The organism is Cytobacillus sp. EB106-05-05-XG126, assembly GCF_058791715.1.
Genome location: NZ_JBYTDU010000001.1, coordinates 481,034 through 497,878, shown reverse-complemented (window position 1 = coordinate 497,878; position 16,845 = coordinate 481,034). Strand labels below are relative to the sequence as shown.

Below are 16,845 nucleotides of genomic sequence, written 5' to 3'. Positions count from 1 at the left end.
GGTGGTCAGCTAGATTTAACTTTATTGTTCACTCCATTTGTGATGAAGAATTCCCATATCAAATATCTTTATTAAGTCTAAAAGTCTAAAAATAAAAAGCCTGCTCCCTGAAGATATTTTTTCAGGAAACAGGCTTTTTATATTCACTTAATAGCATGCTATATTAAATGACATACTGCTCTATGATGTTTTTCTTTATTTCAATAGTGGGTACTTCCTTTTAGAAAATTTCTTAAGCGCTATGATTACTCTGACGTTGTATACAAAACCCATTATACAATCTCAATGAAATTTATTGCGCAAAAAGGAAATCCGTTCAACAGAGAAATTTGGTTTTTTTAATTTCGCCCCTATGCTAAAGTCCACCATTAACTCTGCTTAACAACCATCTCTTCTGCCATTTTACTAACCAACGTGTACAATTTTTCAATACGGTCAATTAGTAATATATAATTAAGCCCTCTTCATATACTTTTAATTGGCTATGAATATCGTAAAAGAAAAAAACCCCATAATCCATATCTTTTGTCCCATGTTATAATAAACAGTTGTATTATGCATATTTTGTAAAAAGATGTAGTTTTTACTGAAAGGATGATTATTTTGATCAATACTGATTTACATATAGATAAAACAGTCAGGTTATTTACATATTTAAAAGAACTTTCCTTATTAAAAGCCCCTCTGGTTAGAGATCTACAATACTACGAGAACTACGTATTTTTAAATGAAATTCCAGATGAAGATGGTTGTATTTCCCCGCTTTTTTCAAAAGTGAAAGATACTTGGGTGGAGATCAAAAAACCAGTGAAGCCAGTTTTTCCACATCCGCCTAAAGCTTTAAAGGACTGGATAAGCTCTGCTTACAAACCAGAAGACACCACTGCCCCTGCCCTTTTAGAAAAAATCCCAAATCCTGATTTTCAGGATGATACAGACCAGGATGAAACTGATGCTGAGGCTGAGCAAAAATATTTATATTTGGAAGATCATTCAGAAATACAGCGTAAGTTTGATTTCTACTTAGCAGGTAAATGGAATGTGTGGAAAGAGGAATTTGAACGATATGAAAAAGTCCAAAGTATATACACGAAGTTATTCTCCATTTATCAAAAACAGAAAAAGCTCGGGGATCAGTATGAACTTATAGCTGCTGTTGGGCTATTGAATTGGAAGGATCCTAATGACCAAGTCATTCACAGGCATATATTGACCGCTTCATGTGGGTTTCAATTTGATGCCAATAATGGAATTATACGAGTCATGCCATCATCAGAAGGAATTAAGCCTGAATTAGAACAGGATATGCTTGAATTAAGCAGCAGATTAGATAACAAATCTTTATTGCCTATTGCGGAAAAATTAGAAGAATTACAGGAGTCTTTCTGGAATCAAAATTTATTAAATTCAATTTGCAGGTCCTTTGCTTTTTCATTATCGTCAAATGGAACATTCCATGAAAATGAGTTGGCCAATACCAGGGAAACATATAAAGAACCTAGCATTTTTTACAGTCCTGCCCTTATTTTAAGGAAGCGGACTGAAAAAGGATTTCAGCAGGCTTGTAATACAATTGTAGAAAATGTGAAGGAGTCAGGAGAAGAAGTTCCTCAAGGTATAAAGAGGATTTTTGAAGAAATTGATGATTTCCATCAGTCTGCCGGCACCCAGGATAACCAATCAGCCGGTACCCTGCCAGTTGATTCGACTATTTACTTCCCTCTTGAAGCAAATGAAGATCAACAAAAGATAATCAAGAATTTGGAAACCAGAAATGGAGTTTTAGTCCAGGGACCTCCTGGTACAGGAAAAAGCCATACAATTGCCAATCTGATTTCTCATTTGCTTTCTACAGGGAAAAGAGTGCTCATAACCAGTGAAACGGCAAGAGCTCTTAAAGTATTAAAAGGAAAAATCCCAGAAGAACTGCAAAGTCTATGTGTTAGCTTACTTGGCGCCGATTCCAAATCCTTCAAAGATTTAGAAAAGGTCGTTCAAACGATTTCAAACAAGCGTGATACCTGGAATTCAGAACTGATGTCCAATGAGATTGCTGAACTGACAACTCAACTTAAAGAAATGCGTAAAGAGAAAGCAATCCTGCAAAACAAAATGCGATCAATCAGGGAGAAAGAAACATTTCAGCATAATCTGCTAGATGGAAAATACCAGGGAACAGCCCAAAAGATTGCTATGACTATTAACGAAGAACAAGACTACTACTCCTGGCTCAAAGACCAGGTTAAAATGGATGCCGAATGCCCTATTACCAGCTCTGAGGCAGCAGAACTCCTGGAATTACTATCTCTTCTAAATGAGAATATTCAGGAGGAAATTCAATTATCATTTCCACCTCATGATCTATTAGATGATGAAGAAACATTCACAAGAAATGTGAAGCGTGAATCTTCCTTAAATGAAGAAATTAAAAACTACGAAATCGCAAATCAAGATAAACTTGAGATACTTTCAAGCTTAAGTAAAGACCAGCAAGCTTTGCTCAATAAATTACTTAATGAGATGTCTTCCCTATCCAACCAGATTGCAATGAAAAAGCAGCAGTGGCTATCTTCAGCTTTCCAGGATCTTATAGGGAATAGGTTCAGACCCTGGGAAGAGTTTTATACACAGGTCATCGAATCACTTAGTAAGATCAAGGGTCTTGCATCAAAGCATAGTTTAACTGAAATTCATGGTACTGACCAAGTTCCATTATCTCAGCTTCTGTCGGACGTATCCTTACTTCATGCTCACTTGAAAGAAGGAAAAGGACTCGGCGTCCCTTTAATGAGACCTAAAGTCGTGAAAGATGCCTGGTATATCGTGAAAGATGTCCGAGTTGATGGCCGAAAATGCGATTCCGTCGAAACGGTAGCTTTTTTAGAAGAAGCAGTAACAGTAGATCATACTTTAAATCGGATTGGTAAAGTGGTCCAGGATCAAATAAAGATTGAACAGAACTTTGGACAGTCCAGATCACTAAATGCAGCGAATATAGAAGATTTAATCGAGCCATTCAACCTATTATTGGATTATAAACAATTAATGGAAAAAATGACAAACGATTTCGGGCATATTCATTTATTTGAGGAACTCGCTATTACCAATGAAGAAATTGCTTCTCTACTAACTCAGCTTGAATTGTTGAATCTAAAAGAAGAATTAAACGAAATCCAATTGAAAATGAACTCTCTTATCGGAAACATTCAGCAGTCGGTAGGTACAAACGAACAACATCAGGTTGTTGGTGATTTAATTGATTCAATCCGGAACAGAGATTCTGAAAAATACACAAAAAATATTAAACTCATCCATGAACTAGATGAGTATGGAAGAAAAAGCAGCAAGTGTGAAGCATTATTACAGAAGCTTAAGATTTCGCTTCCTAAGCTATATTCAGATCTTCTTGTTTCTTATGAGGAACCTGTTTGGAAGGAACGGTTTATACATTTGCCAAATGCCATGAAATGGGCAAAAGCAAAAAGTTGGCTGATTGATTTCTCAAATACAGATGAAAAGTCACATACAAAAGAACTGAATGATTTAGACAAACGAATAAAATCGACAATAAGCAGGTTAGGAGCTAAAAAAGCCTGGTATTCTACATTAGGTTCCATGACTGAAGGACAGAGGCAGCACTTGCTTGCCTGGACTACCTCGATGAGAAAGGTCGGGAAAGGAACCGGGAAAAATGCTCACATCCATCTCAAAGATGCCCAAAAACATATGTCTGAATGCCGGGATGCCATTCCAGCTTGGATCATGCCGTTATATCGAGTGTTTGAAACATTTGATGTAAAACCTAACCTCTTTGATGTTGTCATCATTGATGAGGCCAGCCAATCCGGTCCCGATGCCGTTATTTTGCAGTATATAGCAAAGAAGCTGATAGTTGTTGGGGACGACAAACAGATCAGCCCTGAATATGTAGGGATTAAACGTGAAGATGTCCAATATCTGCGCAACCAGTATCTCAGTGACTTTAAACTTGCTGACATGCTTGACATCGAGAATTCTTTTTTTGATTTGGCGAACGTGTTATTTGGTGGAAGAATTACGTTAAGAGAACATTTCCGGTGTATGCCGGAGATTATCGAATTCTCTAACAGGATCAGCTATTCAAATACACCATTAATTCCGCTAAGACAATACCCGCCTAACAGGTTAGAACCAATTAAATCTGTTCATGTTCCATCTGGATATCGGGAAGGCTCCGGTTCAAAAGTGATTAACCAGCCTGAAGCAGAAGCACTAGTCAGTCAAATGAAGGAGTGTATAAATAACCCTAACTATAAAGATAAATCCATGGGTGTTATTTCGCTCCAAAATGAAGGGCAAGCACAGTTAATCGAAAGGCTTCTGGTTGAAGAAATCGGAACTGAAGAGATTGAGAAAAGAAATATTATTTGCGGCGATGCATATGCTTTCCAGGGGGATGAGCGGGATATTATGTTTATCAGCATGGTTGCAGCCCCTGGTCAAACAACAATGAGGGCTATAACCACGGAAAAAGATAAAAGAAGATTTAATGTTGCGGTCAGCCGTGCAAAAGACCAGTTATGGCTTTTCCATACACCGACGGTAAATGATTTCCGGAATAAAGAATGTTTCCGTTACCAGCTAATCTCCTATTGTGAAGATCCAGCCATTGAAATCTTGGAAACAAACCGTTCCCTTTGTGAAAGTGACTTTGAAAGATCAGTTTATGATCAAATCACAGCAAGAGGCTTCAAAGTCATTCCTCAGCATGAAGTAGCTGGCTACCGAATTGATATGGTAATTGAAGGCCAAAAAGGCAGAATAGCAGTTGAATGTGACGGGGATCAATGGCATGGCCCTGACCGGTACGATTATGATATGAACCGCCAGCGTATCCTTGAACGCTGCGGATGGGCATTCTGGAGGGTCCGGGGCAGTGATTATTACTTTAACCCTGAAAAGGCTCTTTCTTCTTTGTGGGATACCTTAAAATATTATGATATTGAACCTATGCAAGATAAAGCAAATAGTGAACCAGAATTGGTAGAAACCATATCTAATGAGGCAGAAACCATTTTTGCTGCAAGCGGCGAGACTGCAGCTGGATTAGAACCGTTTACCTCATCACAAATGGTAAATGATATTGCAAAAAACGATTTACCACTTGAACAATACGATCTTGAAAAGACAGAATCAATCCAAAGGGAATTAGATACTACACCTAGTGAATCAAAAAGCAGCACAAACTTGATTGATAAAACAGCAACACCCAGAACCGGTCTTAAGCAATACCTAGAAAATCTAGGATACGAAGTGGTTGATAAAAGAGAAAAAGGCGGAGCATTGTGGCTAATCGGCGACCAAGAGCTAACTGACTTGATAGAAGAGCTGAGAAAACAAAAAATAACCTTCACCTTTGCTTATAATGGGAGTAAATCAACGAATAAAAGGCCTGCCTGGTTTACTAGTTATCAGGGGTAAAAGAAAGAACCGATCATATTGGTCGGTTCTTTCTTCTTCACATTTTATTCTTCTTAATATATTCAATAAAAATTGTCTGCTTCATATTACAGTAAAGCTAGCAAAACTCGACAAATAGAAAACTTTATATGGTGCTATAAGAAATTGCTGCCCCACTGCCAAATCCTTTTACTATTTCATCTTCGAATACTTTAATTCTGTTAAATGTTGATTGGCTAACTTCTTCCCCTTCAAATCTCTGTCGCTTTTTTCCATTCTCTTCAACAGTATTCCAGCTTAATGGCTTGTATACACAAACAACTTCTTTATTCATAACACCAATAACATATTCTACTTGTCGTACTCTTTCTTTATTAGCTCTCCAATTTCCACGCGTAGCTTCGTAATAATCTTTGCCATCCTTCTTAACTGCATTCTGTATTTTTACAGCCAAAACTTCTTTAGTCATTCTCCTATCCCCTTTAATAATATATATACATATTTTAACATATATGGATTTTTTAATAGCGATTATATTTACAATCTTAAGATGGCCCAATAATTGACTCTCCCAGAATTTGGGGTAATATGGTTAGTAACAACCCATAAAAGGGAGGTTTACTACTTGTATAAGATATCTGGGAATAAATCAGAAAGTATTGATCCCGTATCATTCGCAGAATTAGGTTACCAGGAAAGTGATATTGAAGAACTGCTAAGACGAAACATTGAAATGATATCAGAAGATGAGAAATCTATGCTAATAGTCGGGCAGCAGGTACGGAATGTTCATTATGGTAGAAGTGATTTAACAGCTATTGATAACAACGGCGATATTGTCCTGATAGAAATTAAAAGGGATCGAAGAGATATTGAGGGCCGAAAGGAATCATTTGAATTCCAAGCAATTCGTTACGCAGCAAGCTATGCAACCATTGAAACACCTGACGAACTCGTGACAAAGATATATGCCCCTTATATTGAAAAATATAGGGAAGAATTTGAGAATGCTGCACTAACCAGTTTCGAACTGGGAAGAAGAAAGTTAAATGAGTTCTTGGAGGATAGTGGTGCTGGCAAAAGATTTAATAATAAACAGCGTATTATTCTAGTTGCTTCAGATTTTGATGAACAAACCCTGTCGGCAGTCGCATGGTTAAATAGCAATAATGTCGATATGAGCTGCTACAAGCTTATTCTTTACAAAATCAAAGAGGATGTATATTTAACAATTGAGAAGGTTCTCCCTTTAGATAATTATGATGATTACTATGTCACTTTTTTGGAGAAAACCTCATCTAAAACTACACCCTCTAAAAGTGTTTCACGTCGTCTTTTACCTAAAATTGATACGATGCTTAAATGGGGAGTTGTTAAAGAAGGCGATCTTATCAAGGCGAAGGATTACCCAGATGAAGGTTCATTATTAGGAAATGGTAATGTTTTAGTAAAGGGTCAAGAAATTTCATTGCAAAAATGGCTGAAAGAATTGTACGGATGGTCCAGTGTTCAAACCTATGTCTTTGCCATTCATAAAGAAAGCGGCAAAGCACTTTCGGAAATTAGGCAGGAGTACATGGAGAAGTTGGAGCAAAATAATATTTAATATTAATTGCACAAAAGTTAAAATAGTGCCTGCCCCAGTACGGAAACGCATTACAGACTTGGGAACAGGCACTTATTTTTATAGCTGACTTTTGGAGAGAATTAAACTGATGACTATTTAAATAATCCCAACTATCTTTAGCTTTATTTCTCCATATCTGACCGGTTTTGCTATTTTACTTAAAGAAGACAGCCTAATTAAAAGTAATAAAGATTAAGGGGATAAATCACTTTTATTATGAAACCGCTAATGAAAATACAGTTATAATCTGATATGTATTAGCCTTTAACAGGATAAAAATGAAAAAAAACCTTTACAAAACCAGTTTGTCCACTATCTCTGGCTAAGGCAACAAAGTAATTAATTTTTAAAAAACCTTCCACTTCCCCAAAAACTGCCTTTACGAGGTTTTTGCAAACTAATATTTATTACATCATAATCTTCGAAAACAGAACTCCAATGATGGGAACCTATAGCTTCAAAAGGTTCATCTATTTTAAAAAGCTTAATTCTTTTAATTTCTTTTTCATTTACAGGACAGAAAGCAATACCCGGCTCCTCATGCAAATAAAATTCTCCTTGTAAAGAATTACAATGTTCGCAATGATTCGCAAAGTAATCACTATTCGAAATTCTGAACCCTTTCGTATAATCCAGCATAGCCAGCTGCGCTATTTCGTTCAGCTTGGTTATTTTTGAAATAAAACTTGGGTAATCCTCTTCAATCCAGAAAGACTTCCAGTTTTCATTTTCCTGGCTTTCTTGTACAACATCCGAAAAGCAATATTTTTCTAACAAATAGCAAACAACTTTTGTTTTTCTTTTGCATTTCCAGCATTCTCTTGCTGTCTCGGCGATATAAAAATAATCCGCTTTTAAATTAATATCTTTTTCTTTTATTGGGTTAATCCATTTAAAAAACTTTTCTATCTCTCCACTATAAGGCGTATACCATACTTTTATATCTTTATCCCATTTTGCTCCGAGGCTCTTAGCAATATTTTTATCTTTAAATGGAACCTTGAGGTTTATTCTAGCCATTATAGCCTCCTTTTACCATTTATTTGTTATCCCTATTGCTATCAAAATAGTTAATGCAACGACTTTATAATCTACTAAAATAACTCATCTTTTATCGATCTAAAAAATTACCTACTGAAGCGTAATTTTAAAATCCTCTTTTTTCTGCTTTACTTTTACGGATTTCATCCACTTCCCGCATGTAGAACCATGAACTGGCCTATGCATGAAGGATTTCCAGAATGTCTGCCAGTTCCTCGATTGCTTCTTCATCAGTTTGTTTTTAACGTACTCCTCTACCTCCTCGAAGCTCTTTTTCTTTAATTCTACTAGGTATTCTTCATAATCTCATATTCTTGTTGAACACTTTTTTTCGTTTCGAGTAATTACCTCCGGGATACGGTCTCGTACAAGTTTATTGTAGATAGGCATTTTCGACTCCCTTTAAATAATTATTTTTATAAATCTTTTTGATGCTCAAAACAATAGATCTTCCCATTAAACCTTTTATTCGACAAACAAATAGCTTTCACTTTTTCCGAAACATTTTTGTTGCATAGGCAACATTTTTTCGACTGATTTTCTTTCGTAACTGACTCTATTTTATTGCGATTACTTTCTTTTAGTATTTGCACATGCTTCTCTCTAATAGAGGGATCTGTTATATTTGCTGCATAAATTGCCTCATAAATCATTAAAACTTCATTTTCATTAAGTAATGGCTCTTTATGCTCTAACTTAAGAACCGATACTTTCCTATTTATGTAATCGAATAATTCAACGTCATAAACAATTAAATCATTAGAAGCTATTTTTCTAAGTTCGAGATCATCAATTTTAAACGTGCATCGTTTCGTAAAGGAAACCATTGAAATAAATAGATGATGGTATTTTTGATCAAGGAAGTTTTTTAATGCTTGTATATGTCCATAATTTTGAATAAATGGATTCATCATTTTAAACTTGCCATTTACGGACCATGTTTTTCTATCTTTTCCTCCATAAATGGTTCCTTGATAATTTTTAGTTTCTATTACAAAGACACCAAACGGAGTAATCAAGATATGATCAAGCTGTGAATAACCTGTCTTTGCTTTTGGGTTTTCGACTAGCAAATCGCTAAAATGCTTATATTCCTTCGGAAGCTGATGTAATTGTATATCAATTTTGTATTCGCCTAATTCACCTATACGGGAAGCAACCTGTTCCGTCTTTTTCTCTTCAATTTGATTTAATGTTATGTTAGGAATTCGCTGTGCTTCATCTTTTCTCTTCTTAAAAAAGCTTAGTAATGGTATCACTTTGCTCTCCTTATTTTTTGATAGCTTATTTATGTATAGTATTAATATACCAGTTATCTGAAGAAACTGTATTATTTGAATAATAATATTGTTACTTTCCAAAATACTTAATTAATTAATTTAATAAACAAATAAAGGCTGTTGTAATAGTGATTAAGAATGAGAAAAGTGTGATCTTATGAACTCTAAGGTCGTATAAAAGGTGGAGTTTCCTGACGGTACAGTGGAGAAAGAAGAATGTATTTATACTGCTTTATAGGCAGAAACTTACAGGAGCTGATTTGCAAAATTTGAAGCAAAGTAGTTGTTTGATGTTAACATTCGTGAATTCGATTTATTTATCATAGAAAATTTCACATCTATAACATATGGACCTGAAAAATTTACAGGGTTTTGTGGTAGCCAGTTGATGCCGTAAACATATAAGTTGGCATTGCATTGTAATTCCCTCCTATACTTAAAAAACATTATAACAGAAAAGGTTGTTAAATAATTTATAGGGTGATAACCAATTCGCTGAAGTCACTTCTATATAACGACTAGATAAAAATGTCGGATCCATCATTAGGTTTACAACTAATTTATATTTCATTAAACTTAAAGCAAGTAAAAAAGAAAATATAAATTGGAGGACAAAAGTGAAAAAAGCAATCAAGGTTGTAGCAGCGATCATTGAAAATGAAGAAAATGAAATTTTATGTGCCTTAAGATCCCCGGAAATGAGTATTCCAAATATGTGGGAGTTTCCTGGTGGTAAGGTAGAGAAAGGTGAAGACCTTTACGAAGCGTTAAAAAGAGAAATTAAAGAAGAAATGAATTGTCTCATACATACAGAAGGAATATTTAATGATCATACACATGAATACGATAAGTTCACAATTAATTTAATTGCAATAAAAGCAAAATTAATTGAAGGAACACCAACTGCAAATGAGCATTCTAAGCTTGTCTGGTTTAAAAGAGAAAATCTAAAGTCTCTAGTTTGGGCACCAGCAGATATACCCGCGGTTGAACAACTGATCCAAGAAAAAAATAGTCTTCTCATCTAAGAAGACTATTTTCACCTTATTCAGCAGTAAGGTATTTATACATATTATATTCAACTGGGGTTTCCATGATCATATTCATATTAACGATTGGCTTTTCCCCTTTGTCAGTGTTAATGGTTGTTTGTGTGACAGTGTCAATAATAGGTGAAGCTTTTCCAAGATAGTAGGAATCTGTACCTTCATCATCGTCTTTTTTTATAAAGATATGAATTTCAATACCTCGTTCCTCAGCATGAATAATCGGCTGCAGTTCTTTCGATTCAATCACGCGGCTATTTCTAGAAAACCACAATAATGTTTCCTGATTAATGAGAGCATCTTCGTAGGCAATACTAGCCTCAACTGATTCATCTTTATGATAAGTGATAAAGATAGGGCAAGTGCCGTGCTTTGTTTTATACCCATACATAGTTCCTTTTTCATCATTCTCCCAATTTAATAGCCTACACACGTCTTTTTTCGAGTATTTTTCATACAGCTTTAAGGGCTCATTACTCATGTATCTTTTACTAATCTCGAATGCAGTATCACAAATATCACGCAAATGTAATTCAAACTCCTTATTTTTAATAAAGGAATTATTTGTTTTTTCTCCGAATTTATAGCTTCCATTTTCCGATACAATAATTTCTTCTCCACCATATTTAGCTTGGTCCGTTTTTGTAAAAAAGGATAAGTTAAATATACGCTCAACGGATTTTAATGTATTTTCGTTAACATAGCAGTTATTCTCTTTTAAGATTTTCAGGTAGTCTTGAACGGTTATTTCACCATTTATTAATATTTCATTTAACAAGATAATCTCATGCAGTCTTTTTCCATTCATCACTTCGATTGACAGCATACTAATCACTTTTAATTCGTATTCAGAAAAACTTGTAGAAATCTTATCTACTACCTTTAAAAATTTAGGGTAAGTTGTATATTCATTAATAATTACATTTGGATCGATTGAGTTATAGGTTGCATAATCAACTAATTTTGGAACGCGGCCAATCTTATTCTTTAATTCTAAATAAGCATCTTTTAATAACCTTTTTGTCTGGGATCCCATATCATTAATTGCATCAAAAATTCTTTTCCTTGCTACCTCTTCAAAGTTAACTGTTGAAACTCCCTTAATAAAACTGGTATTTTTAGTATATCTGCGTGTTGTATCTTCATTTACAGATTTATCACCTGAGAGAGCAATAGGTATTAAAAAGTTATTTTTATAGTTACCAATAAAATCAATGATAGTAACAAACTCTTTAGAATCGTGTTTGCGTAATCCCCTACCTAATTGCTGAATAAAAATAATACTTGATTTCGTTTGTCTTAGCATCACGACTTGATTTATACTCGGAATATCAATTCCCTCGTTGAATATATCGACAGTAAGAATATAATCGATTGTGCCAGCTTCTAATTGATTTACCCTCCTTTCTCTCTCTTCCTGGGAATCCTCTCCTGTCAATACGACTGTATTGAAACCTTCTTCATTAAGCATACGTGATAACTCTTTTGCTTCATCCTTACGACTGCAAAACATTAACCCTCTGACCTTTTCTCCTGAAGCACCATAATAATTAATTTTTTCAATAATATGCTTAACTCTTTCTTCTGTTACCAGGTCACTCAATTTTGAAGCATCATCAATTAATTTTCCATCATACTCAAAGTCAGTTACTCCAAAGTAATGGAAGGGACAGAGCATATCTTCTTCAAGTGCTTCCTGTAAACGAATCTCATATGCGATGTTATAATCAAATAGCTCAAATATGTTAAAATAATCTGTTCGTTCCGGAGTTGCAGTCATTCCCATCATAAATTGAGGAGTAAAGTACTCCATAACTTTATGGTAGGAGCTTGCTCCCGCTTTATGTACCTCATCTATTAAAATATAATCAAAGTCATCTTTAGCAAATGAAGACAAGTGTTCTTCTTTAGAGATAGATTGTATTGTAGCAAATAAATATCTAGCATTCTTTTGACGAGTTGTACCGGAAAGAATCCCAAAGTCTTCTTCAAGACCACCAAGAATCCTTCTAAAGTCTTCTTTTGCTTTATTTAATATTTGTTCACGATGGACGATAAAAAGCATTCGTTTAGGAGCAAACCTTCGTACATCAAATGCAGACAAATATGTTTTACCTGTACCAGTTGCAGAGATAATTAACCCTTTCCTCTTACCATCATCTCTTAAAGCTTGAATTTGTTGTAAGGCAGCCTGCTGCATTTTATTTGGAACGATTTTAAGCGCATCTTCAATCGCATTACCAGCATATTGAGAAGAAGCTTCTCCAATTCGGTCAATTACCTTACTGTTTACCAAAGGAGTATACTGTTCCTCATATCTTATAATCCAATCCTCAGTAAGCGGTGATCCCTTTTCCCAGACATCTTCAAATTGCTGTTGAAAATGGTTAATGAATTCTCCATTTTCATGCGATGTCAACTTTACATTCCATTCGTAATTTACCTTTAATGCATTAGCGGTTAAGTTAGAGCTTCCTACTATCAAAGAAAAATGAGTTCTTTGTTTGAATATATAGCCCTTTGAATGAAATCCTTTAATATCCGTTAATCTAACCTCTACATTTTCAATCTTCATTAACTCCCGAAAAACTTTAGGATGATTAAAGCTTAAAAAAGTAGATGTCAAAATACGTCCTTTAATCCCTTTTTGCCTAAGATCCCATAAATAGGACTTTAAAGTTGCTAACCCACTTTCAGTAATAAAAGCAACTGAAAAAATAAATGATTCACATTGCTCTAGCTCTTCATGTAACGTATTTAATACATACTCATTAGTATTACTGTTATTCACCAGTAATTTAGGAGGGTAATTGCCTTTAATTATCCTATCCTGGTCAATAAATCCTTTATACAAGGAATCTTCTAAACTCTGAATGAAAGTTGACATGTTAGTTATTCCTCCTGTATATCATTACCATTATTGTAAGGCATTTAGTTGATAATGAGTAGGCGGGATGGAAATATTTAAGAAAGTTCCATCAAAAAAAACACCCACTATGTATATAGTAGGTGGATATAATTGATTGCTATTAAGTTTTCGATTTGAAAAAACTCATATAAGTGCAAGAAACTTTGAAAATGATTCTTTTGATACCGGTGGTCGGGGTCGATATAGTTCCTAAAGTATGTGTGAGTGATGTGTAAAATTTGTGTAAAATTATTTGGATGCATAAAGCTAGTCTATTTTTCCAACTACTTTTATATCCAATCTCCACATGGCTTGAGTAGTGGCAGATAGGATGTAACTAGAGTGTCCCACCGAATAAGAAAACCCGCTTTATTCAAATGAAAATTTCATAACAAATTAATTTTATTTCTTTATCTTGCCCATTATTATCGTTACTTTCTTGTAAGTCAATATACTCCAATATCTCATCTAACTTACCTACTAGTTCCTCATCAGATAGCTCAGAGATTTCGATACTTTTTAATTTGCTAATTGTACCTTTATGCAATGGCTTCTTTAATTTTTTTCTTATTTTCCTCTGTTCTAAAGTAATTCTACTTCTAAATTTAGTTCTAGAAAAAATCTTCTCTAATCTTTCAGCAATATCTTTTTGAACCTTGTCTATTTCTGATGATGTAACCTGTATCTGGGCAATTTGACTAACTTGATTTTCTACATAGCTCCTACCTATTTCTAAGACTTCAACTTCATTAAAGTTGATGTTTCTTTTCATAGGTTTAATCGATAAATTATTCCCCGATGAAATCATCTCATATATGTCTGCCTTACTTGTTTTCATTTCACAAGAGGTATAATCATAAAATAACCAATAATTTTCTTTTGCTACTTTAAAATACATAAAAAGCCCTTTAACAGACTCTGATTTTTTAATAGAAAAAATACCATCTGGGAAACTAGATACTAAACTTTTATTTTGGATATCATTAAAGATAAATTCTTTATAGTCTTCATAAATGGCTTCTTCTGATGGTACAATGTCTTCTCTTTCTCTTTCCAATTCATCTAATAAACTTTGGTCTTCTTCATTTATTTTTAATATCTGATCACGATCCTTTTCATTAAAAACTTTATCAATAAGAATTTCATCTTCTGAAATTATTCTACTTTCGTTACCAATTGTTTCATTTATATATTTAATTTTTTCAGCAATTCTTTTTGTTAAATTTAAAATTGAATCCAATTTATCATCTGGAATAAAATTATATATAAATAAATTTTCATGTTCAGTCGTAATACGGTCTATTCTACCTTCTCTTTGAATAATCCTTACAGGATTCCAAGTTAGATCATAGTTAATTATTGTATTACAATCTTGAAGGTTTTGACCCTCAGATAGTATATCAGTAGAAACAAGTATATCTATTTCTGGTTTACTAGGGTCAAAAAAATCAGGGTTTGCGACTGGAGCAAATTGAGCTACTACTTTTTCTTTTCTGTTATTCTGATTATTCTTACTATCAATTTCAGTAACAATACCGAAATTATTATCTAAAAGATGTTTATAAACATAACGTGCTGTATCTTTGAATTGGGTAAAAATAAGTAATTTTTGTTTCTTATTTTTACTCTGACTCAACCTAATATGATTTATTAGGGTTTGGAGCTTAACATCTTTTTCATCGTCTATGTCCTCTATCAGGTCTATAATGTTGGACAAGTTTTCTTTATCTGTTTCAATTTGCTTCAATAATTCCGCAATATCTCCTTGGAACTCAGATAAGTTGATTCTTTTTACACTATCAGTTATATCATAGCTATCAGAATCGAGATCGTCCATTACGCCTTTTTTTGTAATAAGAAACCCTTGAGAAATCGAGGAAAGAAGTAAGTCACAATATCTGATTTGCTTCATAATTGAATTTCTAAATGCTTCGACTGAACTTTCGAACCTCTTTAGGAATAAAGTTTTTACGAGTGCCTTGTTGTAAAATTGCTGACCTTCAGAAATAGATTCCTCACTAATTATTGGTAGATGTAGATTCTCGATTGTATCAGCTATTTTATTAAAAATATTCTCGCCATACAAATCAGAAATACTGTAACTAATTTTCTTTAATTTTCTGGTTGGGAATCTAATTTCCTTGTTATTAACAAACAACTTCTTATCTTTATTTCCATATTTTTTTCTAATAAATGTTCGGCTTCTTCTTATCATTACCTCGTTTAATATATTCGAAACTTCGTCCTTCTTCTCTTCATAATTGTTGAAAATATCCCGTAGCCTCGCTATACCAAATTTACTTTTAAAATCATCATCTTTTAAAAATAAAGTAAGAATATTATACAAATCATAAATTGAGTTATTTACTGGAGTAGCAGTCAACTGAACTATACTTTTATCCATAGTAACTTTCAGCAATTCTTTATGTCTATTAGCATTTTCATTACGGAAGTTGTGTGCTTCGTCAATTATGATAGTATCCACATTTTGAGTTTTACTTGCAGGTACTCCTTCTCTTCCAATACTCTCCTGAGTAAGTAATTCAATAGCTATTCCCAATTCACTCGCCTGTTGTTCCCACATTGTTTTTAAAGACGCAGGACAAATAATTAAAGTTTTCATTTCCTGTAATAAGAAGTATCTTAAGAGTCCTCTTGCAACATACGTTTTTCCTAAACCAACACTATCTGCTATAATTACACCTTTATATTTTTCTAAGATTTGAATTGCTTTTCGAACAGCAAACGCTTGAAATTCAGTCAAATCATCAAGGTTTAATGACTGTATTTCTTCAAAGATCTTGTCTTCTTTCAGAAATTCAAACAGGGTTTTTAAAAGAATGTCAAAAGGAGAATACTCTAATTTTTCAACTTGTATATTGCTGTCAATAATGTGTAATAAATCCTCATTAAAATCTTCTGCTTCTTCCCAAATTTCGTTAAACCAATTTTTTACTTCCCTAATAGCAGACGGTTGACGTAAAACAGCATTTAACTCTGTATTTATTTTAGAAGCTTCTTGGTCACCTAAACCACTTTTTGAAAAATTACTTGAACCAACTATTGCATACTGTTCTTGAATATCACCATTATTATATGAGACATCAAATAAATAAGCTTTTGAATGAAATTTATCTTTAACATATACTTTAAAATTGATCTTGCCATCACGAATCAATTCAGAAAGTTCGTAAATCCTTTGTGTTTGCTCCTCGTTTAAATATGAAATGTCCTTTTCCATGGAACTAAGAATTGAACTTTTCTTCAAATCATAACCTGTTGAGATTTCATTTGCTGTAATTGTATTTGTCTCATTTCCAATTACTATATTTATCGTACATTCTGGATGTATATTTTCTTTAATCAAATTAAAACCGTTTAGGTAGAAATAACCCGTTGCTATTTCTACCTTATTGGCATATTTTATTAAGTTATTAATTGTATCCTTTAACAATGTGGTTCTATTATCAATTATTTCTGGGATTTCAGGCATTATTACCTCAC

Annotated in this window: 8 protein-coding genes and 1 pseudogene; 3 read left to right on the top strand and 6 right to left on the bottom strand. The window is 33.7% G+C overall.

The genetic code is table 11. From position 1 onward, the window contains the following. Positions 1-603: 603 nt before the first annotated feature. Complete coding sequence (locus tag AC3WTL_RS02465; RefSeq protein WP_492368931.1) at positions 604-5,460, top strand: AAA domain-containing protein; 4,857 nt, start codon at positions 604-606, stop codon at positions 5,458-5,460. 124 nt (positions 5,461-5,584) lie between these two features. Here AC3WTL_RS02465 and AC3WTL_RS02460 read toward each other — a convergent pair whose 3' ends face one another. Further along, complete coding sequence (locus AC3WTL_RS02460; RefSeq protein WP_492368930.1) at positions 5,585-5,908, bottom strand: hypothetical protein; 324 nt, start codon at positions 5,906-5,908, stop codon at positions 5,585-5,587. A 156-nt stretch (positions 5,909-6,064) separates the two neighbouring features. Here AC3WTL_RS02460 and AC3WTL_RS02455 point away from each other — a divergent pair, with 156 nt between their 5' ends. Beyond that, positions 6,065-7,045, top strand: a complete 981-nt coding sequence (locus AC3WTL_RS02455; RefSeq protein WP_492368929.1) for a hypothetical protein — start codon at positions 6,065-6,067, stop codon at positions 7,043-7,045. Between the two features lie 360 nt (positions 7,046-7,405). Here AC3WTL_RS02455 and AC3WTL_RS02450 read toward each other — a convergent pair whose 3' ends face one another. The 3 genes and pseudogenes from AC3WTL_RS02450 to AC3WTL_RS02440 all read right to left on the bottom strand — a co-directional run bounded on the left by AC3WTL_RS02450 (position 7,406) and on the right by AC3WTL_RS02440 (position 9,366). Continuing rightward, positions 7,406-8,086 (bottom strand): DUF5710 domain-containing protein, encoded by a 681-nt coding sequence (locus tag AC3WTL_RS02450; protein WP_492368928.1) that lies wholly within the window; start codon positions 8,084-8,086, stop codon positions 7,406-7,408. Positions 8,087-8,213: 127 nt separating this feature from the next. Next, a pseudogene (locus AC3WTL_RS02445) lies at positions 8,214-8,497 on the bottom strand (nucleoside triphosphate pyrophosphohydrolase). A gap of 26 nt (positions 8,498-8,523) precedes the next feature. Beyond that, positions 8,524-9,366, bottom strand: coding sequence for a nuclease-related domain-containing protein (locus tag AC3WTL_RS02440; RefSeq protein WP_492368927.1), 843 nt, complete (start codon positions 9,364-9,366; stop codon positions 8,524-8,526). 638 nt (positions 9,367-10,004) lie between these two features. Between AC3WTL_RS02440 and AC3WTL_RS02435 the strand changes: the two genes are divergently transcribed. Next, on the top strand, positions 10,005-10,415 hold the full coding sequence (locus AC3WTL_RS02435) for a (deoxy)nucleoside triphosphate pyrophosphohydrolase (protein ID WP_492368926.1): 411 nt from the start codon (positions 10,005-10,007) through the stop codon (positions 10,413-10,415). Positions 10,416-10,431: 16 nt separating this feature from the next. Here AC3WTL_RS02435 and AC3WTL_RS02430 read toward each other — a convergent pair whose 3' ends face one another. After that, positions 10,432-13,320: a DEAD/DEAH box helicase gene (locus AC3WTL_RS02430; protein WP_492368925.1), complete on the bottom strand. Its 2,889-nt coding sequence runs from the start codon at positions 13,318-13,320 to the stop codon at positions 10,432-10,434. Positions 13,321-13,714: 394 nt separating this feature from the next. Continuing rightward, positions 13,715-16,834 (bottom strand): helicase-related protein, encoded by a 3,120-nt coding sequence (locus AC3WTL_RS02425; RefSeq protein ID WP_492368924.1) that lies wholly within the window; start codon positions 16,832-16,834, stop codon positions 13,715-13,717. Positions 16,835-16,845 lie beyond the last annotated feature (11 nt).

What these genes read in the sequence shown, in the direction of transcription:
- AC3WTL_RS02430 (WP_492368925.1), bottom strand. Translation starts at nt 13,320, where the DNA reads ATGTCAACTTTCATTCAGAGTTTAGAAGATTCCTTGTATAAAGGATTT.
- AC3WTL_RS02460 (WP_492368930.1), bottom strand. Translation starts at nt 5,908, where the DNA reads ATGACTAAAGAAGTTTTGGCTGTAAAAATACAGAATGCAGTTAAGAAG.
- AC3WTL_RS02425 (WP_492368924.1), bottom strand. Translation starts at nt 16,834, where the DNA reads ATGCCTGAAATCCCAGAAATAATTGATAATAGAACCACATTGTTAAAG.
- AC3WTL_RS02450 (WP_492368928.1), bottom strand. Translation starts at nt 8,086, where the DNA reads ATGGCTAGAATAAACCTCAAGGTTCCATTTAAAGATAAAAATATTGCT.